Genomic DNA, 21,528 nt, shown 5'->3' with positions numbered 1-21,528 from the left:
CCTAACTCCTAACTCCAAACTCCTAACTCCAAACTCCTAACTCCTAATTAATAAAAATGTCTTTAGATACTCGCTATCCTTTAAATTTACCCGCCAATGCTCCGCCGTTGCGCGTGTTAATTGTTGAAGATGATCCGATGATGCAACTCGGATTAGAGCAATCGTTAATGGCTCATCCTCAGTTGGAGATTGTTGGACAAGCTGAAGATGGTTATTTGGGAGTTCAAGCCGCACTGCAACTGAAACCTGATTTGGTGGTTATGGATATTGGGTTGCCGCGATTGGATGGCATTGCAGCGACACAGCAAATTAAGGCGGCACTGCCAGCAACTCATGTGGTGATGCTGACATCTCATCAAACAGAGACAGAAATTATTGCGGCACTCTCTAGCGGTGCAGATGCGTATTGTATCAAAGGTGCAAGTGTGGAAAGATTGTTAAGTGCGATCGCAGCCGCAGTTGATGGTGCAGCCTATCTCGATCCCCAAATTGCGCGGCGAGTAATTGATAATCTCAAACCGCCTTCACCCACCACCAACACCGCCAACTTATCTGGGCGGGAGTTAGAAGTGTTGAAACTTATGGTAGACGGCTTGAGTAACCCAGAAATTGCCGAAAAACTCTATCTCAGTCCCAATACCATTAAAACTCATGTCCGAGGGATTATGAATAAATTAGCAGTAGACGATCGCGTGCAAGCAGCAGTTGTAGCACTACGTTCTGGGTTGGTTTGATGTCAGAAGAAATTCAAACCTTTACGACTGAATATCTTGACAAGTGCGCTCATTTATATGTTGAAGTGTTCAATACTGAACCTTGGAACGAGCAATGGACTTTCGAGACTGCAAGAGCAAAGTTATTTGAAATTCTGAATACACCGGGTTTTGTTGGATTTGTATTCAAACAGGATGAACTATTAGGATTCGTGGCAGGTTATTGTAAGCAAGGGCCAAAAAGTAAAAGCTTTTATCTAGAAGAAATTTGTGTCCAACCTCATAAGCAGCATCAAGGAATTGGGACAAAGCTACTTAACCAATTAATGGACACTCTAACTAAGATGGAAGTTACTGGGGTTTATCTGTTGACTAACAAAGATGGACAAGCAGAGGCTTTTTACACCAAGCATGGCTATCAAAGAAGCCAGCATTTGATTTTTATGGCAAAACGATTTTAGAGGAGATGAAAGTTTTACATCAATTACGTATTGAACATAAAACAAATGCAGCAAAATACAGAGATAAATCTCAGCAAAAGTAAGATTACTGGTGTATCTAAACTTAATAATGAATTTTCCACTTTCTGCCCTCAAAGCCGCGAGGAATGGCGGAAATGGTTAGAAGAAAACCATCGCGCCTCTCTTGGTGTGTGGCTCATCTACTATAAAGTAAAAAGTGGTAAACCAAGTGTTCGATATAGCGAAGCCGTAAAAGAAGCCTTATGCTTTGGTTGGATTGATAGTAAAGTCAAATCCTTAGACGAAGAACGTTATATGCAAATATTTACACCTCGAAAACCGAAAAGCGTGTGGTCAAAATTAAATAAACAATATATTGAAGAACTCATAGAACAAAGTTTGATGACTACAGTTGGTCTGGAAAAAATTGAAGCTGCAAAACAAGATGGCTCATGGAAGACTTTAGATGCGATCGAAGCATTAATTATTCCCTTAGACTTAAAGCAAGCATTAGAAGCAAATACAATTGCTAAAGGCTATTTTGAAGCATTTAGTAATTCATCCAAAAAGAATATTCTTTTTTGGATTGACAATGCAAAACGTCCAGAAACAAGGTTAAAAAGGATTGAACAAACTATAAACTCAGCAGCCGCGAACAAAAACCCATTGGTACGATAAGAAAGCCTATGTGATTTGTTGACAACATATTACTTGAGGCGACGCCGAATAGCCCGCACTTCGGCAAGCTCAGTGACCACCGTAGACATCGCTCTTTGGCGTAAAGATAGCAATCCTAAATTAACCGCAGAGGCGCAGAGAACGCAGAGAGAAGAATCAGAGATTTTTAGACTCATTTAGAATTGCTATATAAATAAGTAAATATTTGAATCCCAAGAAATAAAAGCGTACTTATGTACGCCTTTCTAGTCGATTTATTTTGTCAAGATGTTTTAAAAATAGTCTACATCAATGCATTTTCGTTAAAAGAGTTTGAGAATTGATTAGGGTCTAGATTAGCAGGAAATAATAAAATTTCCTTGCCTTCTAATTTTGCCTTCTGGTGAAGCAAAATAGCCTTTTCCAAAGAACAATATTTAATTGGAACCCATCTGTCACTATAAAAGTAGACAGTTACTCGGCTCATTGCATACTCTTTCAACGGCAGTGGAACGCACCAGGACGAGTCCACAATTTGAACCTTACCTGTCGAGTCCATGCTTTGAACCTCAGCTACTAAGTATATTTACTCTCACTCATCACTCTCACTACTTTCACTCATCCAAATGAGTTTTAGTAAGTATCATAAGAAGTAAGCTGATATAGCTTTAAGTTAGATATTTAGATAAAAGTTCAGGAGTCAACGAGTTTTTAGTTGGGAGTAAGGAATTTTCGGGCAAAGTTTGACAGGTTGTCTTTTGACGCAATTATTCTTTGAAAATTATCGTTCTTAAATATCTGGTGGAAAATAGCATCAAAAATCTTTGAATTTTGCTTTAACGAACTTTGGGGGTTTAAGTCAAGAGCTTCTATTAAGCAGCGCGTTTTGAGTCGGGGTCTAAATCCCCGTCCCAAAACGTAATTGCGAATGGGCGAAAAAGCGAACTTGTACTGAGCGCAGCCGAAGTATTGCGAATTGTTTTAATTGCCTTTCCTCAGTCACCCTGCCCTACTTCGCTTACTCTTATACCAATTTTGTATGAAGATACATAGAATATTAGAGGTTGAATGAACAAGTATTTCGCTGTGACTTTAGGCACTTTAGATCCCCCCTAACCCCCCGATAAATTGGGGGGAACCGGAATCAAAGTCCCCCTTAAAAAGGGGGATTTAGGGGGATCTAAAATTTTTGATACCGACAAGAGGACTTGTTCATTCATCCTCTTAAACGAACCGCCAAGTACGCCAAGAGCGCCAAGAATAGAGAGTTACTCATTTAGTGCAGCTTCACATTAAATTGGTATTAGAAACTCTATGTTCCACCTTAGCCTAGAGAAACATTTGGGATGGCTATTATTAACGGAGTTCAAAGACTCATTAACGGAGTTCAAAGACTCGTTAACGAGTATTAAAGACTCATTCCCATGCCCCTGCCCCATGCTCAATGCCCAATGCCCAATTCCCAATTCCCAATGCCCATAATTTAAAATCCTGCCAAACGATGTAAAGGTTTCAAACTCAGGGATGATGAGGAATTAGCAACTAAATTGACAAAATCACACTATAAAGAGTGATATTAAGCGATAGATAGCGCTTGTAAAGGAATAACGGCCATGATTAAATCTTGGATGGTGATTGGGGGTGTGGCTTTCTTAGTTGCCTTAGCGGCTAACTTGATTACGCCTAGCGATCGCCAATGGTTCAAGCGCTTACAACGGCCGAGATGGCTAACTTTTGAGGGTGCGATTCCCATTATCTGGACTGTAATATTTATTTGCGGTGCTTGGTCAGCTTATATTGTCTGGGAAAAAGACCCCAGAAGCACCTCAACCTGGTTAATCATGGGTTTATACTTGCTTTTAGAAATTGTAACCATTGCTTATACACCTGTAATGTTTAAGCTCCGCAGCCTAAAAGTCGGTACAATTCTTGGTGGCACAGGTTTTATAATTTCTGCTTTATTGATACTTGCAGTCTTAAGTATTTCTGGTTGGGCAGCACTATTACTTGTTCCTTATTTGCTGTGGAGTCCCATTGGTACTTATACCACTTGGCAGATGATCAGTCTCAATCCTCAAGATGCCTAAGATTCGCACCAGGGAATGATTAAACATATAGCCTAAATTGTCAAACTTGCAGTATATGACTTGACAAAATACACAAAACTTGAATGCATTATGATTCCATCTTGGATAATAATTGGGGCTGTAACTTTCTTCGTCGCCCTTGGTAGTTTCTTGATCACACCGCGTGATGTTAAATGGTTTGCAAATTTAAGTCGCCCGCGTTGGCTAGTTTTTGAGCCGTTGATTCCGGTAATCTGGACTGTGATTTTTATTAGCGGTGGGGCTTCAGCTTATGTTGTCTGGGAAAAGAATCCAGGAAGTATAATTACTTGGCTACTAATGGCTTTGTACCTCTTGGTGGAAATTATTACCGTCGCCTACATACCTCTAATGTTGAGGTTCCGTAGTCTCAAAGTTGGTGAAATCCTTGGGCTAATCGGTTTGATTTCAGGCGTTGTCCTGGCAATCTGCGTTTTGCCGATTTCTATAATGGCGGCGCTGTTACTCCTTCCTTATTTGGTTTGGACTCCTATTGGTACTTATACCACTGACGAGTTAAAAGAATTAAATCCTCAAGATGCATAGTAATAACCCCACCCCGCCAAAGCTACGCTTTGTCTCCCCTCCCCTTACCAAGGGCTGAATCGGAAAAACGTCTAGCATTGGCGGCAGATGCAACAACATTGAGCGTAGGCGCAGCCCGCCGCAGGCATCGCTTTCCCGTATTAGCAATTAGTGTTGTCTACCGAGGTGTGAAGTACCCCTTTTTGCTTCGCTGAAAAAGGAGCTTCCAATTTCAGAAAAACAATGACGGTCTTATTCGTCTCTTGGGTTTCCCGTCTCATCCGCCAATGCCTCCACTAGCGATCTAGCTTTTGGTCTTACACAGCGTCCACAGGCAGCCCCGCGTCTACCACAGGGAGTTTGATTTTTTGTTTCGCACAACACCGCTTGGATTTACGACAATAGTCAACTCACATCTTGCACCAAGAAAAATTGATGTAACTTTATTACTCAGTAAAAAAGCAAAAGCATTGATTTAACGACAAAAGCCTATAAAAGTAAGGTATCTTTATTGCACATCTTTTTACTTTACCTGGGGGTGTACGTAGAGGTGCAAGATATGAGTCAACCAGCTAACAGCGTTCCTTCCCTGATTTACCGATTTATCGCACGTCTTGGCTAGTACACCTACTTTGAAGTTAGCCTGTCTGTTCAATACGGTCAGGAGGTCATGGATCATTTATATGTTACCATAGATATGTCTATATTGTGGACATACTTATGAAAACAAAGGAAGTACATATCCGTATATCAGAAAGGCGTTTCAACAAACTAAAAAACCATGCCACATTGAAGGAAAAAACAGTGACTCAAATCATTGAAGATTACATCGACCGATTACCCAACACTCAGATTGATGACTCCTTGAACATCCCTTGCATTGAATAACCTGCGGTTAGGGACTTCCAAGTAAAAAAATATTCCATTGCTATTGTTCACTGTTGACCGTTGACCGTTGACGGTTCACGAGTTTTCAGTCAACAGTCAACAGTCAACGACTTGAATGTGGAATAATTTATTTTTTGGAGTTCCCTTATTACCGTTTAGGGATGTCTTCGTCGCCATCCGCTCACAATCCCCACAGAGATGAGTACATTGAAGGTGGGGACTTCCGCGACAGGTTAAATTTGAAATTATAAAAACTGGTAGCTCAGGGCTGATAACTAATCTATGAGTGAAGCCTTATTCTGTATCGAAAATTTGCGAGTTGCCTATCCTGCACGGAGTGGAGAAGAAGCAACCTGGGCGGTTGATGATGTATCTTTCACCTTGCAACCAGGCGAAAGAATGGGATTGGTGGGAGAGTCGGGTTGTGGTAAGTCAACTATAGGACGGGCAGTAATGCGCTTACTACCAGCCTCTAGTCGGATTGAGGGACGGGTGACATTTCAAGGACAGTCGGTGTTTGACTTGATGCCTAACCAATTGCGGAAATTTCGGGGAGAAACGATCGCCTTAATTTTTCAAGATCCCATGACACGCCTCGATCCGTTGATGACGATTGGTAAGCATTGTATTGAAACCCTTCAGGCGCACTCACCAGAATTATCAACCCGCGAAGCCAAAGAAAAAGCACTTGCTACCTTGGCAAAGGTGAATATTCCAGCTAGTCGTTGGAATCAATATCCCCACGAGTTTAGCGGGGGAATGCGTCAACGGGTAGCGATCGCTTTAGCTTTACTCCTCAACCCCAAGTTAATTGTTGCTGATGAACCCACCACCAGTTTAGATGTTACGGTTTCCGCGCAGATATTGAAAGAATTAACTCGTCTGTGCGGTGAAGAAAACATGGGATTGTTGCTGATTTCTCACGATTTAGCAATGGTGGCTGAGTATTGCGATCGCATTGGCGTGATGTACAACGGCAAAATGGTAGAAATGGGTTCTACAGAAACCGTATTTAGACACCCTCAACATCAATACACGCGATCGCTCTTAAAAGCAGCTTTACATATTCAAGCAGTAGATGAAATAGGGAGTGGGGAATGGGGAGTGGGGAGTGGGGAAAAAAAGCAATTACCGATTATTAATAAACAATCCCCAATTTTGAGTGTCAGTGAACTCAAGCAACACTACACCATAGAACCTAACTTTATCGAACGACTGTTTAAGACACAAACCCAGACAATTAAAGCAGTAGATGGTATCAACTTGGATATTTATCCCGGAGAAATTCTCGGTTTAGTTGGGGAATCAGGTTGTGGTAAAAGTACGCTATCACGGACAATTTTACAATTAATTCGTCCCACTAGTGGCAAAGTTGAGTTTTTAGGACAGGATTTAACGAAACTGTCGCGTCAAGAAATTCGCTCCTCGCGGCGACAAATACAAATGGTTTTTCAAGATCCCCATGCTTGTCTCAATCCAGCGATGACAGTGGGACAAAGTATCGCTGATCCTTTATTTATCCACAATTTAGCCGATCCCGTGAAGGCAAAAGAACAGGTTTTGTGGATGCTAGAGAAAGTTGGGTTAACACCGCCAGAAGTGTATTATGAGCGTTATCCATCAGATTTGTCTGGGGGACAACAGCAAAGAGTAGCGATCGCTCGTGCCTTGATTACTCACCCTAAACTTTTGATCTGCGATGAACCCGTAAGTATGTTAGACGCTAGCGTGCAGTCGCAAGTGCTGGATTTGATGTTGCAATTAAAAGAAGAGTTTGAGTTAACTTATCTGTTCATAACTCACGATCTTTGGTTAGCTCGATTTTTGTGCGATCGTATTGCCGTGATGAATGGCGGTAAAATTGTCGAACTTGGTTTGACAAAAACTATTTTTGCTAATCCTCAGCACCCTTATACCAAAACATTACTAGCTGCTGCCCCCCTACTAGCACGCGCTTAACCAAACAAACTCCTACTCTTTCTTGTACAGACGCGATTCATCGCGTCTCCAATTCCTCACTCTTGTACAGACGCGATTCATCGCGTCTCTAACTCTCTTCCCTCCCCTCAAGTAATTTAATTGGTTCTCCAGTCGAACCATATAGCTCAACATATCTTTTAAACAGCAATGCAGCTTCGTTATTTGAAGTTCTACTTAAATTGAATAAACGCCCTATATTTTTATCAGTTAAAGCTCTTAGATACGGCAAATCTTCAAATAGGGTCAAACAAGAAGCAAAATGCAATATTATTTGTAATAATGGCTTTGGCCACTCTAAATCACTATAAATATCTATAAAAAAGTGATGCTCTAAGTCATTTAACGGAAAAGCATGAAATATAACAATTATCCTTTTGTCATTGTAGACTGGAATACTCAGTTCAACAGTATAGGGAGTATGTAATATTAAATCTACCTCTACAATCGGTTGACGCCAAATTCTCAGAGCATTACCTGGCGAATCCAATATTGTTTGGAATTTGATTATTCCACCCGTATTTGTGGGCTGAAAATGGCTAATTTGAAAAATTTTCAGGTTATTAAGGCTAAAGCTATGAACTGTTTCCAAATGTCTTAAATTCAATAAATGATAAATTTGGCAAATATAAGGAAACGGTAAAATATACTCCTGGCTAATCATGTGGAGCTTTTTTACTTGAAGCTTGTTAGCTTGAGTACGAGCGAGATATTCTTGATATTCGTTGGGGCCTAAATCATTGCTATTAAAGCTTTCATCAGGCTTGAGATATAGCCAACTCAGAAAAAAGAAAGAGGCTGTAAGTAGCTGAAATATTTCTATAGGAGATAAATAACCATCGGCGAATGCAGCTATGCTTCTATCGGTTATGCCAAAAAGCCAAGATGGAATACCAAAGAGCCAAATATTACTTTTGATTTGATCTATAAAAAGTGCTATCTCAACATTTGATATATTCCTATCCTTATTTACACTTAATTTATCATTATTTTTAAAGCAATTAGTAAACATAATATTTTAATTATTACTTAATATTAGCAATTCATAAAAATTTACTATTTATATTAAGTTTAAATACAAAATATAGTAACAACCTCTATCTTTAGCTGTATATACAAGATGCCTTTTTTAATAGCTGTTTAATATCCAGCTTTTGTTAGATGTAATCCCAAATGCTATGTATATCTAGTCAAAATCAAATTATTTGTAAGTCTTGCCAGTAAAGGATTTTATATTGACTTCTCTGATGCATAAATTAAAAATAACAACTTTACTAAAATCTTTCTGCTGGCTGAGTACAAAACTTGAAATTATCTCATTTTTTCAAAATCGGTATATCTAGCTAGATAAAAAAGTTGATTTTTCCTGACAATAAAGGATGCCGTACTCTCGGCGGTAATACAACGCCAGTTAGCTTAAGTAGGGAAACTCGCCCACACAACTGGCTCCCCTACCTGTCTTTTCACGCAATCAAATAGAAACCCTATATAGAACTGATATTTATTTGGGGATTTTTGCGTAAATCCTGATAATTTGCCTTGTTTGATGCCAAGCTATCTGGGGAGAATATGTCAAAACTCCAGTGAGGTATAAGCAATGGTTAATCAAATATACACAGCTGATGTTTTAGTTGTCGGTGGTGGAACCGGAGGCACTGCGGCTGCTATCCAAGCGGCGCGACGGGGAGCCAAAACGATTCTAGTGAGTGAATTTTCTTGGTTGGGGGGAATGCTGACTTCGGCTGGAGTATCCGCACCCGATGGCAACGAATTAGAAGCCTTTCAAACGGGATTATGGGGTGCGTTTTTGCAGGAATTGCGACAACGACAGCCGGGAGGATTAGATAATAGCTGGGTAAGCTTTTTTAGTTACAATCCTCGAATTGGGGCAGAGATTTTTGCAGATTGGGTGCAGGAATTGCCAAATCTGCACTGGATTTCTGGAGAAGTACCAATTGAAGTGTTTCGCCAAGGTGATTGTATTACTGGTGTGCGCTTTGCTGATTTTGCTGTCACAGCCAAAATTATTCTCGACGGCACAGAATTGGGAGATTTATTGGCTTTAGGTGAGATACCTTATCGCTGGGGCTGGGAATTGCAATCTGAGTGGGGAGAACCCAGCGCCCCAGTAGGTTTTAACTCTTTAACTGAAAGATATCCGGTACAAGCGCCCACTTATGTAGTGATTATGCAAGACTTTGGTGAAGCGATGTCTACGACGGGCGTAGCTACAGCACCAGAAATTCCGCCTGCGCCTAACTATAATCCATCCCAATTTACAGGCGCTTGGGATGGCTATGGCGCAGAGACATTTTTGAATTATGGACGTTTGCCTAATGGCCTGTTTATGATGAATTGGCCAATCTGTGGCAATGACTACGGCGAAGGAGTAGAGCGGTTGATAGAGTCAGATGTATCCAGAGGTGAATTTATCCAAGAATCTCGCTCGCACAGCCAAAATTTTGCCCATTTTATCCAAAATCAGCTTGGTCGTCGTTATGGTTTAGCAGAAAAAGTATTTCCTCACACCCCTACAGCTTTTGCACTCCATCCCTATTACCGGGAAAGCCGCCGCTTAGTGGGACTAACTACTGTCCGAGAACAGGATATTTTGCCGATCGCAACAGGTAGAGTTGCATCTATATATGAAGCGATCGCAGTTGGTAACTACGCCAATGACCATCATTATCCTGGTATTGAATTCCCACTGCAACCTAAATCTATCCGTTGGGGGGGACGCTGGACTGGAACGCCCTTTACAATTCCCTACAGTTCCCTGATTCCAGCCACAACAGATGGTTTCTTGGTTTGTGAAAAAAACCTTTCTGTCTCCCACATTGCCAATGGGGCCACTAGATTACAACCTGTGGTTATGGGCATTGGTCAAGCAGCAGGGATGGCAGCAGCGATGTGTGTTGAGTTAAACTGCCAACCGAGGGATTTACCTGTTAGGGCGCTGCAAATGGCTTTATTGGAAGATAATCGCTCAAAAGCAGCAATTATTCCTTTATTTAATCTTCCACCCAATCATTCGGATTGGCTGCACTGGCAACTGTATTACTTAAATAACCCAGAAGCCTATCCAGCTAGTGGCGATTGCCCTTGCCCATCGTCGAGTGAGTACTCTGACTCTACTTTTGGCAAGGGATTAATTCGGGAAAGTAACTGTTTTCAAGGCATTTTTTACCGCTTGGATCAGCAGGAATACAGACTCACTGTCACAGCACCAGCCGCATATCAAGGGCAAAATTGGCAACTTGTGACTTTGCGATCGCATATCGACGAGCAATTACGCGCTTATCCTCACGAACAATTAATTACATTGTGCGGTCATCAAAACCACTTTGCTAATTGGTTATTAGTCGAACATTTAAACGGAGGATAAGAAGAGTTTATTTTCAGTAAAACAGAATACTTTTTGATGAATTGTCCGGATATTAATCAAAAAGCTAAGTATCAGTGAAGTGGAGAGTTCCAAAATAGACATCTGCTATGCGTGCTGCCATTTCTCTTTTAGTCTCAAGTCTGATGTTCGGCCCCTTAGCTTCTAACTGCCAAGCAATGGTCAATCACTTATCCTATGGGCTGCCTTCCACGCCTGCTTCGGAACAGTGGCTCTCGGCGGCATCTGAACAAGCTTCAGATGATGCGCCACGTCATCGCGGTAGTGGGCGTAGAGAAGTGTCACAAAAATCTGGAAATACCTATGTTGTGGTTTAACTACTGTAGGTTAATGCCTTTTTTTTCAAAGGAAACAAAGTACCAGAAAACACAGTGTTGTGCTAACAACGGTTACACAGCTTTTCTGGCAGATATATATACAGTTGACACACGAAAATCTTCAGCGATCGCTTAGTATTTCAACTGCAAGCTTTGTATATATAGTTAGCGTTAATCCTGGCGATCAAAACGCAAATTAAATTAAGTGCCTCGATTAACAGCATCACCAACTTCTCAAAAGTTACACAATTGCTGCTCATATTCGGTGGAAGCTTTGCGTCTCAATCCTCAACTCTTCTTGAAATAGATGTTACTTAGGCTATCAGTTAATCTAAAGCACATCTAATTCAGACATTTTGCTTGTTGAGGAAACAGTCTTAAGGCAACTTCACTTTATTCCCAAATAGGTTTTCTCATACATTTAGTAGCTGGCTATCTACATCAGGAAATAATTTATCTTCGCTCTGGCATTTTTTGGCGTGCTTTGCCAAAGCATAAAATTTCTTGCGCTGCATCTGAGCTTATCTAGAGCATAGATTCGCACAAGTAGTATAGGTTTATTGCACTTGGCAGCGAATCTTACTATTCATGACCTACTCTTACACCCTAGTAGTCTGTCCCATTAGTAATGCCCAGGTTTGTAGTGAGCGATTTATCGCTCAAATCAAGGACTAAAGTCCTTACTACGAACTTTTATAACCCTTCAAAATTTTTGGGACAGACCACTAGTGGTCTGTTTCATAAGTTCTGATTGATTAGTTTGTTACCAAAACCCTGTAGAGACGCGAAATTTCGCGTCTTTACAACTAGTTCATTCTTCTCCCAGATGGCTCCTGACAAAATAAATATTAAGAATGATTTGCTAGATCCTCTGAGTCACTCTTAATTATTCTACATCCAAGGGCAGATGCAAAATTTTGCATTTGCCCTTTTTAGGTAAAGTTTATTTAAAGAAAAGGCAATGAGGAGGTTTTATCTCAAGCTGGTTTATGAGCAATGAAATACTTGCTCATAAAATGGACTTGCGTCTCAATATTCTCAAAGCCTACTCTCTGTAGACGTTCTAGTAAGTTATCAGTGGTGTAATGCCTGTAATAGGGTTCATGGAAAGTTTCAGGGAAAGAATCCATTATATGTTCCAACTCAGGTGAATCACTCAACTGAATTGAGTCACAGATAATAAAGACTCCTCCTGGTTTTGTCACCCGGAAACATTGCTCAATGATACTTTGACGGGCGATCGCTGGTAACTCATGGAAGAGAAAAACAGAAGTCACAGCATGAAAATAGTTATCTAGATAGGGTAACTCTTCGGCATTGGCTTGTAAAAGTTGCGGCAATTCTCCTGGAATTTGGGATAGTAGTTCATTTGCTTTACGCAAATAAGCTGGTGACAAATCCGTACCAAACAGGGATGCTTGCGGCAATGCTGCCCGAATCAACTTCAAAGTCCGCCCAGTTCCACAAGCTACATCCAAAATACGGGTTTGCCGTGGTGCAACTGAATCAATTGCTTTCAGTCCTCGCTTGAGGGGAGCGAGAATCCGCCGCCGCATTGGATCAGCAGCCCCACCAAAAAGAATTTCTACTTGTAAGTCATATAAATTAGCTGACAAGTCACTCAAATAGCCATTGCTTTGGTGATGGAAGTTCTGCACGTAGTAGCTAGGATAACCATCTGTGTCAATTTCGGGCGAAAAATCTTGGTAATTCTGTTGTTGAACCCGCTCCCACACTTGAGGGGAATCTAGCCATAGCAACGGATAGTAGCGAAAAAATTCATCCCAAGGGTTGTCAAACAGTAAACTTTCCGGGTATACACCTTTTTGAGCATCTTGCCAGTCTGTTTCCAGCAACTGATTCAATCTCTGTTGAATTTTGAGTAAAAGCTCATTCGGGATGGGTTTGGTCTTTTGTTCAAGTGTCGGATACACCAGGTTCATCAACCGTGAACTTAATATTTTGTGAGCCAGACCAAAGTAACTTTTGCTCTGCTGAAAGGTTTGATAAGTCAGCTTGGTTAAACTCTCAGACATAAAAATAGCTCAAGTTTTGATACTTCTATGTAAATAATTGTAACGAAAAATTATTGACTGTTGGAAAGGTAAAGGCTCCCAGGTGAGACAAATCTGAAGCCTGATGATTTTAGCCATCAAAGGTAGTGGGTTTGTAGTGAGCTATCGCTCAAATCAAGGACTAAAGTCCTTACTACGAACTTTTATAACCCTTCAAAATTTTCTTGACAGACTACTACTGGTCTGTCCCATTAATTCTGATTGATTAATTTGTTACCAAAACCCTGTAAAGACGCGAAATTTCGCGTCTCTACAACCCCGCAAAATTTTCTTGACAGACTACTACTGGTCTGTCAAGAAATAATTGACGGATAGATTAAGACGGCGATTTATCGCGTCTCCCTAACCGTCAAAATGAATTTGACAGACCAGTAGATTAGGGAAGATTTTTCGAGCTTTGGGGAAAAACACCTGATATTGTCAGCAAAGTCAAATATAAATTTTTGTAAAAAGTAGCTTATGTTACAGAATTTTTGCTATAGTTCTTTATAGAGGAAACAAAAAAATATAACAAAATAGAGAGGACTATGGTTATGTCTATCGCAGATAAATCTCGTGCGTTGATGGTGCGTGAACATCAGCAAGTCAAGAATCGCCAACAATCAATGTTGATGCGGGCTGCACAAGAACTTGGTCTTCCTGAAGAAGCATCTCACTACTGGAACCCGATTCAAGGGAAGGTAGATGCTAATAGTCGGATGATTTATGGGCCAAGTCATGCTTCCATGAGCTAAGTTTCAAGAGTTTTAAGGTTGATTTTTGAGTGAATGTCTCAACTCACAACTCCGAAAAAAAAGCCACCCTATAGTAAAGGGTGGCTAAACTTATATATTTAGTTGGCATCCAATCCTTAATCCCTAATAAGCTAAAAAACATTTAATTTGCATAATCGAATTAAATACAACTCTTGTGGGGTGGGCATCTTGCCCGCCCAGTATATGCAATTTAAATGTGGAACAGCTTACTTCGGCTTACCTCGGCTCCCCTCAGTAGAAGTCCCCAGCCCCAGTCCCTTTTACTTCAAAGTTCACAACTCATAGTGATATGTGTTTAGACGAAATCAAAGCCACTGCTAATATCTGAACTTGAAACTCCTTCAACAACCGCGATTAAGTCGTTGTTAAAAAATATCCCTGTCCCCACAATAGAGATAATACCGGAGCTAAAGGTAGATTCAGGTAGTTCAATAGAGTCCTGGCTGATATTGAAGTCAGTAATCAGGGCGTAGTCACTATTGCTGCCATTATCATAGAAAATTTCATTACCTGCTCCCAAAACAAAGGTATCGCCATTAGCCCCGCCAGTTAAGGTATCAACTTCGTTAACAATCGATCCAAATCCTGGGGCAAAAGGTTCAACGCCGATCAGGCGATCGCTCCCATCACCACCCGATAAAGAGTCGTTTCCAGCTCCACCAATCAATAAGTCTGTGCCAGTTTCACCAGTAAGGGTGTCATTTCCAACTCCAGTCCCACCAAATACGGTGTCGTTCCCAGCCTCACCCTGAACAAGATCATTGCCTGCATCACCATTGAGTTGGTCAAAACTCCCGCCACCTAATACCGTGTCATTCCCAGTACCCGCAAAAACTCGATCATTTCCAGCGTCGCCAGAAATTACATCTGCGCCATCAGAGCCATTGAGGATGTCATTTCCATCATTACCATTAATGGTGTCATTCCCTGCATCACCGAAGATGCGGTCATTGTCATTGTTACCAATGATGCGGTCATTGCCGTCCCCCCCATTGATCACGTCAACCCCATTGTCGCCATCAATGGAGTCGTTCCCAGCATCTCCAAATACTAAATCGTCGCCATTCCCACCATCAATTGTGTCGTTTCCTGCTCCCGCAACGATCAGGTCTTCGTCATCGTTACCAAAGATTACGTCGTCACCGGCTAAGGCTACAATAGTATCGTCATCATCCAAAGCATCAATGCGATCGCTGCCAATAGTGCCAGCAAGAAAATCGTCCTCATTTGTACCAATAATATCCATGTGTTTTTTCCTTTCAACTTTCAGGAATGATCTCAAAAGGCATCAGTATTATTTAGGCAATGGGAACATCTAAGACAAAGTGTCTGAACTGAACACACAAATATCAGATTGTTTAAGTTATTGAGAACAATCTCAACCAAGCCCAGGCGGAAGTTGACTTTACCGAAGCAAATAACTTTGTATGAGCAGCATATTTGCTTTTAGGTAGTTTTAAACTAGCTCTTAAGGTAGATGTTAATACTTAGAAAAAATATTAATTCTTTTATTAAAGAATATTAGATTATTGGAACTGCATGGGCTGTTGCCGGATGCGTGCTGTTTCATACGTTATGTCTATTGCAGATAAATCTCGTGCGTTAATGGTGCGTGAACATCAGCAAGTCAAGAATCGCCAACAATCAATGTTGATGAGGGCTGCACAAGAACTTGGTCTTCCTGAAGAAGCATCTCACTACTGGAACCCAATTCAAGGGAAGGTAGATGCTAATACTCGGATGATTTATGGGCCAAGCCATGCTTCTATGAGCTAAGTTTCAAGAGTTTTAAGGTTGATTTTTTAAGTGAATGTCTCAACTCACAACTCTGGAAAAAAAGCCACCCTCTACTCTAGGGTGGCTAAACTTATATATTAGATAGATAGATACGGTACTTAATTAAGCATCGTAATAGAGGTAAAACTCGTAGGGATGAGGACGCAGCTGCAACTGCTTGACTTCGTTACCTAGCTTGTAGTCAATCCAATTTTCGATAAAGTCTTCCGTGAACACGCCTGATTCTGTCAAGAAGGCGTGATCTTTTTCTAGTGCTTGCAACGCCAGTTCTAAAGAACCTGGAGTTGAAGGAACCTTTGCTAGTTCTTCTGGAGAGAGTTCATAGATATTCTTATCTAAGGGTTCACCAGGATGAATTTTGTTCTTGATGCCATCGATACCAGCACAAAGCATTGCAGCAAATGCCAAGTAGGGGTTAGAAGTAGCATCTGGACAACGGAATTCTAAACGCTTGGCTTTGGGGTTAGTGCCAGATAAAGGAATACGGATAGAAGCAGAACGGTTGCCTTGGGAGTAAGCTAAGTTCACTGGTGCTTCATAACCAGGTACTAAGCGCTTGTATGAGTTTGTGCTGGGGTTGGTAATTGCCAACAGCGCTGGTGCGTGTTTGAGAAGACCACCAATGTAGTACAATGCCATGTCGCTCAAACCAGCATACTTATCACCTGCAAACAGAGGTTGGCCGTCTCTCCAGATGGACTGGTGACAGTGCATTCCCGAACCGTTATCGCCAAAAATCGGTTTTGGCATGAAGGTAACGGTTTTACCGTATTTTTTGGCAACGTTCTTGATGACATATTTGTAAATCATCAACCAGTCAGCCGCTTCGATCAACTTGCCAAACTTGAAACCTAGTTCGCACTGACCACCAGTAGCTACTTCATGGTGATGCTTTTCAATGGGTACACCTAATTCTGCCATTACCAACAGCATCTCTGTACGGATATCTTGAAAAGAATCCGTTGGTGCGACTGGGAAGTAACCTTCTTTGAAGCGTGGTTTGTAACCCAAGTTGGGTTTGTTCTCTGTACCGGCTTTACCGGAATTCCAAGCACCTTCTTCAGAATCTAAGAAGTAGTAGCCTTCGTTGGCGGTTTGGGCAAATCTAGCACTGTCAAAGATAAAGAACTCAGCTTCAGGGCCAAAGAAAGCTGTGTCACCAAGACCAGTAGAAACCAGGTAATCTACTGCTTTTTGGGCAATAACGCGTGGGCAACGATTGTACCATTCACCCGTGCGGGGTTCTTTGATACTACAAATTATACTTAGTGTTGGCACTTCCATGAATGGGTCGATCCAAGCAGTGTTGGGGTCGAGTACCATCGTCATGTCAGATTCATTGATCGCTTTCCAACCCCGGATGCTGGAACCATCAAAAGGTACGCCATCAGTGAACGCAGTCTCATCGATTTGGTTTTGGTACAGTGTGAGGTGCTGCCAAGTCCCTACTGTGTCGATGAATTTGAGATCAATCAGTTGAATTTTTTCATCTTGAATTCTCTTCAAGAGTTCTTGGGGTGTTGTCATTGTTACTCCTTCTCTACCAATTTCCTAAAGTAAACCAGAATCTTACATTGCATCCTAACCCTGCTGATCTCAATCAGGCCGTGACACACCAGAAATATCTTAAATACTAGACATTAGGAGATTTTGTAGCTTGTGCTACAGATATCTGGATTACAGGTTATATTAACCTTTCAGGGATCATCTCTACAAAACTGGAAAGTTCATCACATCAGGGGTCAACTTTGGCATAAAATCCTTAGATAGTGGATAAATTGTTTTTGTGCCAAATCTATATTTAAATAGCACAAAAGTTTACTGGTGGATAAGTGCAGCCAAATAAATATCAAAGCATAAATAGCAAGGATTGGGAGAAAAAAGAATGCGCGATGCGGTAACAAGTTTAATTAAGAATTATGACTTAGCTGGTCGGTATTTTGACCGGAATGCGATCGATAGCCTGAAGTCTTACTTTGACAGTGGTACAGTCCGAGTCCAAGCGGCGGCGGCGATCAACTCTAATGCAGCTGCACTTGTCAAGCAAGCTGGTTTAAAGTTATTTGAAGAACTGCCAGAATTGATTCGCCCCGGTGGAAATGCTTATACAACTCGTCGTTATGCAGCTTGTCTGCGGGATATGGACTACTATTTGCGCTACGCCACCTATGCGCTGGTTGCGGGGAATACGAATGTATTGGATGAGCGTGTGCTACAAGGGCTACGGGAAACTTACAATTCTTTAGGAGTGCCTATTGGGCCTACGGTTCGCGGTATCCAAATTCTCAAGGATCTGATTAAGGAACAAGTAGCAGCAGCAGGTGTAGTTAATACTGCTTTTGTGGATGAACCATTTGATCACATCACACGCGAGTTGAGCGAACAGGATATTTAGTCATTCAAGAACAAGTATAAAATATAGCGATCGCACTTTTGTCTTTGTTGGGAAAGAGCGATCGCTTTTTTATAAGGGCTTTATCCAAGCTTTCGCCACCACATTGCAACATCGCGCCTCGGTAAAATAGTTTTGCTAGATTAAAGCTGTGTTTTTGGAGCTATCTTTCGATTAATGCCAGCCAGAGATATCTATCATGCCGCAGTCATTAAAGCACTTATAGCAGATGGTTGGACAATAACCAACGATCCATTATACCTCGCATACAGAGGTAGAGAACTTTACGTAGATATTGGAGCAGAAAGAGTTACCATTGCTGCTGAGAGAGATAATCAAAAAATAGCTGTTGAAATCAAAAATTTTCTCAGTCCTTCTCCTGTAAGTGATCTCCAGGAAGCTGTAGGAAAGTATGAAGCTTATCGCAGTGTGCTAAAAGAACTACAACCAAAACGCCAACTTTATTTAGCAGTTCCCAAGCGAGTCTATGAAGGTATATTTTCCGAACGCTTTGGTCAGCCTAATTCTTAATAGCATAGGAATAAACCTAATTGTCTTTGAGGAGCAACTAGAAAGGATTATCAGATGGATAAACTAGCTCGGTATCGTGAAATTATTCGTCAGTTGATATTTGATTATGCTAGTCACAAGCCTGCTAACGGTCAAATAGAGACAGAACCAGTTATTGACTCGGAGCGAAACCACTACGAAGTGTTACATATCGGTTGGGATGGAGTGCGCCGCGTACATGGTTCGGTGGTGCATGTAGATATCATTAATGATAAAGTGTGGATTCAATATGATGGTACTTCCCAGCCAGTAGCAGAGGCATTATTAGAAGCGGGTATCTTACGCGAAGATATTGTCTTGGGTTTCCATCCGGCTGAACTACGGCAATAGACGGATTTTGCTGTATCTTAATTATCTTTATGTCGTGCATTCCCAAATAATAAAAGAGGCAAATCGTTTTAACTACTGACGATCTGCACTCTTCTATGCCCAAAAGCTTCGTAATGTTGTTATTTAATGGAAACTGTAAAATCGTATAAATGATTACTCGGCCCAGAACCGCCTACAATATAGTAATCACCTGTGTTAGCAAGACGCAGGCGAAAAGTTTTACCTTCACCGTCAGCACCCGCGAAAACTGGACTCAAAGGTTTACCATTAACACCATAGAGAGTAACACTGGCACGAGCGCCTAAACTATTAACTTTTAAAGTCAATGTTTGTCCAGCTTTAGCTCTTAATATATAGATGTTATTTTCGGCATTTTCAATTGTGGTACTACTTTTTCCTCTAGCAAAAGCTATACGGCTTGTACTCAGAGAATTCAAATGCTGTTTGACATTTGCAAACTGTGCCATTGAGGGAGCTGGTAAAACATAAGCTCCGGCGGTAAAAAGTAGGGTTGAGAAACTAGCGATTAAGAGATGTTTCATAATAAAGTTGAAGTTTTTAGTATCTGTAATAACTACTCGTATCAGAGGTTTGTTTACGGAAAAGTTGAGTTATTTTCCCTGACTCGTGAGTGTCTATGCAATTTTGTAGATCGAAACTTCAAACTATTCAACTGTAATTATGCCTAAACGTCCAAAATGAAAATATCGGCTTATTAAGAGAAGGCAGCTCTTGTTGACGACGTTTTGAGGTTGCGGCAGTCTCTTGTCTTCTGTGGCTACGCAAAATACTTTGTCAGTAGCGGTAATTCATTGAATTACCGCTAGGAATTACTAGAGTGAACTATAACCACTATAAGCCACAATAGAAGTTGCCGAGCTTTGAGGCGCTGATTATGGAAGAATTATTAACTCTGAAAGACTTACTTGTTAAAGGCGATGTTCAAGGAGCATTGATTATAGTTGAAGAATTAACAGAAATGAGCCGAAATGACATAATTAAGACAATTCGTAGCTATGCAGTGATTTTGCTGTTGCATCTGATTAAGCAACAAGCTGAAAATCGCACGACTTGCTCTTGGGAAGTATCAATTCGGAATTCGGTTCGGGAAATTCAACGAGAAAATAAGCAGCGCAAAGATGGAGGTTATTATCTCACGGCAGAAGAATTGTTAGAAATCTTAGCAGAAGCCTATTTAAATGCCATTGATGAAGCTTCCTTAGAAGTAGAAGAAGGTCGTTATGAAGTCCAAGAATTAGAAAAGCTGGTTAACCGCCAAGAAATTATCAATCGTGCTTTGGCTTTAATCTTACCAGGAGAATCTAATTAATTGGCTAAACAGCGACTCGATACACTATTAGTAGAGCTAAATTTATGTTCTTCTCGCGCCTTAGCACAACGGCTAATTCAGGCGGGGGAAGTTACTGTTAATCAGCAGTTAATTGATAAACCTGGTACTGAAGTTGATATTACTGCTCAAATAAATATTAAAGAGCGATCGCCTTTTGTTTCTAGAGGCGGTGAAAAACTCTCCAAAGCTTTGTCAGTATTTGCCATTCCCGTAGCAGAGCGCATTTGTTTAGATGGTGGGATTTCTACTGGTGGTTTTACTGATTGTCTCTTACAAGCTGGAGCAAAAAAAGTTTACGGTATTGATGTCGGTTACGGACAAGTTGACTGGCGCTTGCGAAATGATTCGCGGGTGATTTTACGGGAACGCACCAATTTACGGCAACTACGACCAGATGAGTTATATGGCGAAAATGACCAAATTCCTGATTTGGCGGTGGTCGATGTATCGTTTATTTCTTTAACGAAGATTCTGCCTGCTTTGTGGCAACTAACTCAAGCTAACCGTGAAGCTGTGTTGTTAGTCAAGCCACAGTTTGAAGTCGGTAGATCCCGTGTGGGTAAAAAAGGTGTTGTGCGCGATCCAAACGACCAAGCTGATGCCATTTTCCAGGTGTTGCAAACAGCCCACGAATTAGGATGGAAATACAAAGGCTTAACTTGGTCGCCGATCACTGGCCCTGCTGGGAATATTGAATATCTTTTGTGGTTGGGAATGGTAAGTGAAACGCCACCACCTGATTTAGAAGGAATTAAGCAAATAACGCAATCAGCAACAACTGATTTACGGAAGAGTTAAACGTCGTAGATTAGACATTCTACGGATTCAGGATGGCGATCGCAGTAATTTTCCAAAGAGGTTTTCTTTGATTTTGCTTGCTGTTGATCGGATTTTTCAGCTTGTAATTCTTCTACAATGTCCCAGGCTACGGCACAACCAGCAGAATCACTACCATCTAGCTCACAAGTTTTACGGGCTTCAGTAATGGCTTCAATAATGGCTTCTTCAAGATTTGTTGCCCCAGCATCAAATGAGTTTAGGGTAGTTGTCATGATACTTTTACCTTTAATTTACAAAGCTAAGGGAATTGCACTAGGTGGAGTCACTGCTAGTGATGGTCATGTTCTCAGTCTTGCATCCCAAATTCGGAATGTCAGTCAATTGTCAGAAGAGTTTGATAGAAGTTGATAAACACTTATAATCGGTAACAAA

General features: G+C 41.1%; 26 protein-coding genes. 19 read left to right on the top strand and 7 right to left on the bottom strand.

Annotated elements, in window-relative coordinates; genetic code table 11:
* The first annotated feature begins 56 nt into the window (after positions 1-56).
* The 3 genes from D1367_RS00495 to D1367_RS00485 are packed head-to-tail and all read left to right on the top strand — an operon-like array spanning position 57 to position 1,852.
* Entirely contained in the window at positions 57-734 is a 678-nt protein-coding gene (locus tag D1367_RS00495; RefSeq protein WP_109008954.1) for a response regulator, read from the top strand.
* Positions 734-1,174 (top strand): GNAT family N-acetyltransferase, encoded by a 441-nt coding sequence (locus D1367_RS00490; RefSeq protein ID WP_118161690.1) that lies wholly within the window; start codon positions 734-736, stop codon positions 1,172-1,174. Before D1367_RS00495 ends, D1367_RS00490 begins: the two co-directional genes overlap by 1 nt.
* 45 nt (positions 1,175-1,219) lie before the next feature.
* Complete coding sequence (locus D1367_RS00485) at positions 1,220-1,852, top strand: YdeI/OmpD-associated family protein (protein WP_118161688.1); 633 nt, start codon at positions 1,220-1,222, stop codon at positions 1,850-1,852.
* 29 nt (positions 1,853-1,881) lie between these two features.
* Here D1367_RS00485 and D1367_RS30290 read toward each other — a convergent pair whose 3' ends face one another.
* Positions 1,882-2,028, bottom strand: coding sequence for a hypothetical protein (locus D1367_RS30290; protein ID WP_181985017.1), 147 nt, complete (start codon positions 2,026-2,028; stop codon positions 1,882-1,884).
* A gap of 1,416 nt (positions 2,029-3,444) precedes the next feature.
* Here D1367_RS30290 and D1367_RS00475 point away from each other — a divergent pair.
* The 5 genes from D1367_RS00475 (at position 3,445) to D1367_RS00465 (ending at position 7,308) form a co-directional block, all read left to right on the top strand.
* Positions 3,445-3,918, top strand: a complete 474-nt coding sequence (locus D1367_RS00475; RefSeq protein ID WP_118161687.1) for a TspO/MBR family protein — start codon at positions 3,445-3,447, stop codon at positions 3,916-3,918.
* A 90-nt stretch (positions 3,919-4,008) separates the two neighbouring features.
* On the top strand, positions 4,009-4,482 hold the full coding sequence (locus D1367_RS00470; protein WP_118161686.1) for a TspO/MBR family protein: 474 nt from the start codon (positions 4,009-4,011) through the stop codon (positions 4,480-4,482).
* Positions 4,483-4,511: 29 nt separating this feature from the next.
* Positions 4,512-4,676 (top strand): hypothetical protein, encoded by a 165-nt coding sequence (locus D1367_RS30285; RefSeq protein WP_181985016.1) that lies wholly within the window; start codon positions 4,512-4,514, stop codon positions 4,674-4,676.
* Between the two features lie 505 nt (positions 4,677-5,181).
* Positions 5,182-5,349, top strand: coding sequence for a hypothetical protein (locus D1367_RS30280; protein WP_181985015.1), 168 nt, complete (start codon positions 5,182-5,184; stop codon positions 5,347-5,349).
* A gap of 282 nt (positions 5,350-5,631) precedes the next feature.
* The gene (locus D1367_RS00465) at positions 5,632-7,308 is read left to right on the top strand and encodes a dipeptide ABC transporter ATP-binding protein (RefSeq protein ID WP_118161685.1); all 1,677 of its coding nucleotides are present in this window, start codon (positions 5,632-5,634) and stop codon (positions 7,306-7,308) included.
* Between the two features lie 88 nt (positions 7,309-7,396).
* On the opposite strand, the gene D1367_RS00460 is transcribed toward D1367_RS00465, so the two are convergent.
* Positions 7,397-8,338, bottom strand: a complete 942-nt coding sequence (locus D1367_RS00460; RefSeq protein ID WP_118161684.1) for a hypothetical protein — start codon at positions 8,336-8,338, stop codon at positions 7,397-7,399.
* 585 nt (positions 8,339-8,923) lie between these two features.
* On the opposite strand from D1367_RS00460, the gene D1367_RS00455 reads away from it, so the two are divergent.
* The 3 genes from D1367_RS00455 to D1367_RS32575 all read left to right on the top strand — a co-directional run bounded on the left by D1367_RS00455 (position 8,924) and on the right by D1367_RS32575 (position 11,182).
* Complete coding sequence (locus D1367_RS00455; RefSeq protein ID WP_118161683.1) at positions 8,924-10,711, top strand: FAD-dependent oxidoreductase; 1,788 nt, start codon at positions 8,924-8,926, stop codon at positions 10,709-10,711.
* A 107-nt stretch (positions 10,712-10,818) separates the two neighbouring features.
* Entirely contained in the window at positions 10,819-11,046 is a 228-nt protein-coding gene (patX, locus tag D1367_RS00450) for a heterocyst-inhibiting protein PatX (protein ID WP_118161682.1), read from the top strand.
* Positions 11,047-11,059: 13 nt separating this feature from the next.
* The gene (locus tag D1367_RS32575) at positions 11,060-11,182 is read left to right on the top strand and encodes a hypothetical protein (RefSeq protein WP_267255587.1); all 123 of its coding nucleotides are present in this window, start codon (positions 11,060-11,062) and stop codon (positions 11,180-11,182) included.
* Between the two features lie 841 nt (positions 11,183-12,023).
* On the opposite strand, the gene D1367_RS00445 is transcribed toward D1367_RS32575, so the two are convergent.
* Positions 12,024-13,082, bottom strand: coding sequence for a class I SAM-dependent methyltransferase (locus tag D1367_RS00445; protein ID WP_118161681.1), 1,059 nt, complete (start codon positions 13,080-13,082; stop codon positions 12,024-12,026).
* A gap of 572 nt (positions 13,083-13,654) precedes the next feature.
* On the opposite strand from D1367_RS00445, the gene gifA (D1367_RS00440) reads away from it, so the two are divergent.
* Positions 13,655-13,855 carry a glutamine synthetase inactivation factor IF7A gene (gene gifA, locus D1367_RS00440; protein WP_109008028.1) on the top strand — a complete coding sequence of 67 codons (201 nt, stop codon included), beginning with the start codon at positions 13,655-13,657 and terminating at the stop codon, positions 13,853-13,855.
* A 316-nt stretch (positions 13,856-14,171) separates the two neighbouring features.
* Here the strand turns inward: gifA (D1367_RS00440) and D1367_RS00435 are convergent, their stop codons facing one another.
* A complete protein-coding gene (locus D1367_RS00435) occupies positions 14,172-15,122 on the bottom strand; it encodes a calcium-binding protein (RefSeq protein WP_118161680.1) in 951 nt (316 codons plus the stop codon).
* Positions 15,123-15,451: 329 nt separating this feature from the next.
* On the opposite strand from D1367_RS00435, the gene gifA (D1367_RS00430) reads away from it, so the two are divergent.
* The gene (gifA, locus tag D1367_RS00430) at positions 15,452-15,652 is read left to right on the top strand and encodes a glutamine synthetase inactivation factor IF7A (protein WP_100899525.1); all 201 of its coding nucleotides are present in this window, start codon (positions 15,452-15,454) and stop codon (positions 15,650-15,652) included.
* A 123-nt stretch (positions 15,653-15,775) separates the two neighbouring features.
* Here gifA (D1367_RS00430) and glnA read toward each other — a convergent pair whose 3' ends face one another.
* The gene (gene glnA / locus D1367_RS00425) at positions 15,776-17,200 is read right to left on the bottom strand and encodes a type I glutamate--ammonia ligase (RefSeq protein WP_118161679.1); all 1,425 of its coding nucleotides are present in this window, start codon (positions 17,198-17,200) and stop codon (positions 15,776-15,778) included.
* A 358-nt stretch (positions 17,201-17,558) separates the two neighbouring features.
* Between glnA and apcB the strand changes: the two genes are divergently transcribed.
* The 3 genes from apcB (at position 17,559) to D1367_RS00410 (ending at position 18,965) form a co-directional block, all read left to right on the top strand.
* Positions 17,559-18,068, top strand: a complete 510-nt coding sequence (gene apcB, locus D1367_RS00420; protein WP_118161678.1) for an allophycocyanin subunit beta — start codon at positions 17,559-17,561, stop codon at positions 18,066-18,068.
* 174 nt (positions 18,069-18,242) lie between these two features.
* Positions 18,243-18,596, top strand: a complete 354-nt coding sequence (locus D1367_RS00415) for an element excision factor XisH family protein (protein ID WP_118161677.1) — start codon at positions 18,243-18,245, stop codon at positions 18,594-18,596.
* Between the two features lie 54 nt (positions 18,597-18,650).
* A complete protein-coding gene (locus D1367_RS00410; protein ID WP_118161676.1) occupies positions 18,651-18,965 on the top strand; it encodes a XisI protein in 315 nt (104 codons plus the stop codon).
* A 119-nt stretch (positions 18,966-19,084) separates the two neighbouring features.
* Here the strand turns inward: D1367_RS00410 and D1367_RS00405 are convergent, their stop codons facing one another.
* Complete coding sequence (locus D1367_RS00405) at positions 19,085-19,507, bottom strand: hypothetical protein (protein WP_118161675.1); 423 nt, start codon at positions 19,505-19,507, stop codon at positions 19,085-19,087.
* A 353-nt stretch (positions 19,508-19,860) separates the two neighbouring features.
* On the opposite strand from D1367_RS00405, the gene D1367_RS00400 reads away from it, so the two are divergent.
* Complete coding sequence (locus D1367_RS00400) at positions 19,861-20,295, top strand: DUF29 family protein (RefSeq protein ID WP_118161674.1); 435 nt, start codon at positions 19,861-19,863, stop codon at positions 20,293-20,295.
* Positions 20,296-21,114 carry a TlyA family RNA methyltransferase gene (locus D1367_RS00395; RefSeq protein WP_118161673.1) on the top strand — a complete coding sequence of 273 codons (819 nt, stop codon included), beginning with the start codon at positions 20,296-20,298 and terminating at the stop codon, positions 21,112-21,114. It begins immediately after the preceding gene.
* Here the strand turns inward: D1367_RS00395 and D1367_RS00390 are convergent.
* On the bottom strand, positions 21,111-21,368 hold the full coding sequence (locus tag D1367_RS00390) for a Calvin cycle protein CP12 (RefSeq protein ID WP_118161672.1): 258 nt from the start codon (positions 21,366-21,368) through the stop codon (positions 21,111-21,113). The two genes, D1367_RS00395 and D1367_RS00390, sit on opposite strands and share 4 nt — an antisense overlap.
* Here D1367_RS00390 and D1367_RS30275 point away from each other — a divergent pair.
* Complete coding sequence (locus D1367_RS30275) at positions 21,367-21,504, top strand: hypothetical protein (RefSeq protein ID WP_181985014.1); 138 nt, start codon at positions 21,367-21,369, stop codon at positions 21,502-21,504. The two genes, D1367_RS00390 and D1367_RS30275, sit on opposite strands and share 2 nt — an antisense overlap.
* Positions 21,505-21,528: the final 24 nt, after the last annotated feature.

Origin of the sequence: Nostoc sphaeroides (assembly GCF_003443655.1) — a bacterium.
In the GTDB taxonomy this organism is placed as follows: Bacteria; Cyanobacteriota; Cyanobacteriia; order Cyanobacteriales; family Nostocaceae; genus Nostoc; species Nostoc sphaeroides.
The sequence above is the reverse complement of the archived record's forward strand: the minus strand, read 5'-3'. Positions and strand labels throughout refer to the sequence as shown.

Bases quoted from the DNA above. Each gene is read 5' to 3' on its own strand.
- patX (WP_118161682.1), top strand. From the start codon at position 10,819: ATGCGTGCTGCCATTTCTCTTTTAGTCTCAAGTCTGATGTTCGGCCCC.
- D1367_RS00405 (WP_118161675.1), bottom strand. From the start codon at position 19,507: ATGAAACATCTCTTAATCGCTAGTTTCTCAACCCTACTTTTTACCGCC.
- D1367_RS00400 (WP_118161674.1), top strand. From the start codon at position 19,861: ATGGAAGAATTATTAACTCTGAAAGACTTACTTGTTAAAGGCGATGTT.
- D1367_RS00410 (WP_118161676.1), top strand. From the start codon at position 18,651: ATGGATAAACTAGCTCGGTATCGTGAAATTATTCGTCAGTTGATATTT.
- D1367_RS00465 (WP_118161685.1), top strand. From the start codon at position 5,632: ATGAGTGAAGCCTTATTCTGTATCGAAAATTTGCGAGTTGCCTATCCT.
- D1367_RS32575 (WP_267255587.1), top strand. From the start codon at position 11,060: ATGCCTTTTTTTTCAAAGGAAACAAAGTACCAGAAAACACAGTGTTGT.
- D1367_RS00460 (WP_118161684.1), bottom strand. From the start codon at position 8,338: ATGTTTACTAATTGCTTTAAAAATAATGATAAATTAAGTGTAAATAAG.
- D1367_RS30290 (WP_181985017.1), bottom strand. From the start codon at position 2,028: ATGAGTCTAAAAATCTCTGATTCTTCTCTCTGCGTTCTCTGCGCCTCT.
- D1367_RS00455 (WP_118161683.1), top strand. From the start codon at position 8,924: ATGGTTAATCAAATATACACAGCTGATGTTTTAGTTGTCGGTGGTGGA.
- D1367_RS00415 (WP_118161677.1), top strand. From the start codon at position 18,243: ATGCCAGCCAGAGATATCTATCATGCCGCAGTCATTAAAGCACTTATA.
- D1367_RS00390 (WP_118161672.1), bottom strand. From the start codon at position 21,368: ATGACAACTACCCTAAACTCATTTGATGCTGGGGCAACAAATCTTGAA.
- D1367_RS00485 (WP_118161688.1), top strand. From the start codon at position 1,220: ATGCAGCAAAATACAGAGATAAATCTCAGCAAAAGTAAGATTACTGGT.
- D1367_RS00495 (WP_109008954.1), top strand. From the start codon at position 57: ATGTCTTTAGATACTCGCTATCCTTTAAATTTACCCGCCAATGCTCCG.
- apcB (WP_118161678.1), top strand. From the start codon at position 17,559: ATGCGCGATGCGGTAACAAGTTTAATTAAGAATTATGACTTAGCTGGT.
- D1367_RS00435 (WP_118161680.1), bottom strand. From the start codon at position 15,122: ATGGATATTATTGGTACAAATGAGGACGATTTTCTTGCTGGCACTATT.
- D1367_RS00475 (WP_118161687.1), top strand. From the start codon at position 3,445: ATGATTAAATCTTGGATGGTGATTGGGGGTGTGGCTTTCTTAGTTGCC.
- gifA (WP_109008028.1), top strand. From the start codon at position 13,655: ATGTCTATCGCAGATAAATCTCGTGCGTTGATGGTGCGTGAACATCAG.
- D1367_RS30275 (WP_181985014.1), top strand. From the start codon at position 21,367: ATGATACTTTTACCTTTAATTTACAAAGCTAAGGGAATTGCACTAGGT.
- D1367_RS30280 (WP_181985015.1), top strand. From the start codon at position 5,182: ATGAAAACAAAGGAAGTACATATCCGTATATCAGAAAGGCGTTTCAAC.
- glnA (WP_118161679.1), bottom strand. From the start codon at position 17,200: ATGACAACACCCCAAGAACTCTTGAAGAGAATTCAAGATGAAAAAATT.
- D1367_RS00470 (WP_118161686.1), top strand. From the start codon at position 4,009: ATGATTCCATCTTGGATAATAATTGGGGCTGTAACTTTCTTCGTCGCC.
- D1367_RS00445 (WP_118161681.1), bottom strand. From the start codon at position 13,082: ATGTCTGAGAGTTTAACCAAGCTGACTTATCAAACCTTTCAGCAGAGC.
- gifA (WP_100899525.1), top strand. From the start codon at position 15,452: ATGTCTATTGCAGATAAATCTCGTGCGTTAATGGTGCGTGAACATCAG.
- D1367_RS00490 (WP_118161690.1), top strand. From the start codon at position 734: ATGTCAGAAGAAATTCAAACCTTTACGACTGAATATCTTGACAAGTGC.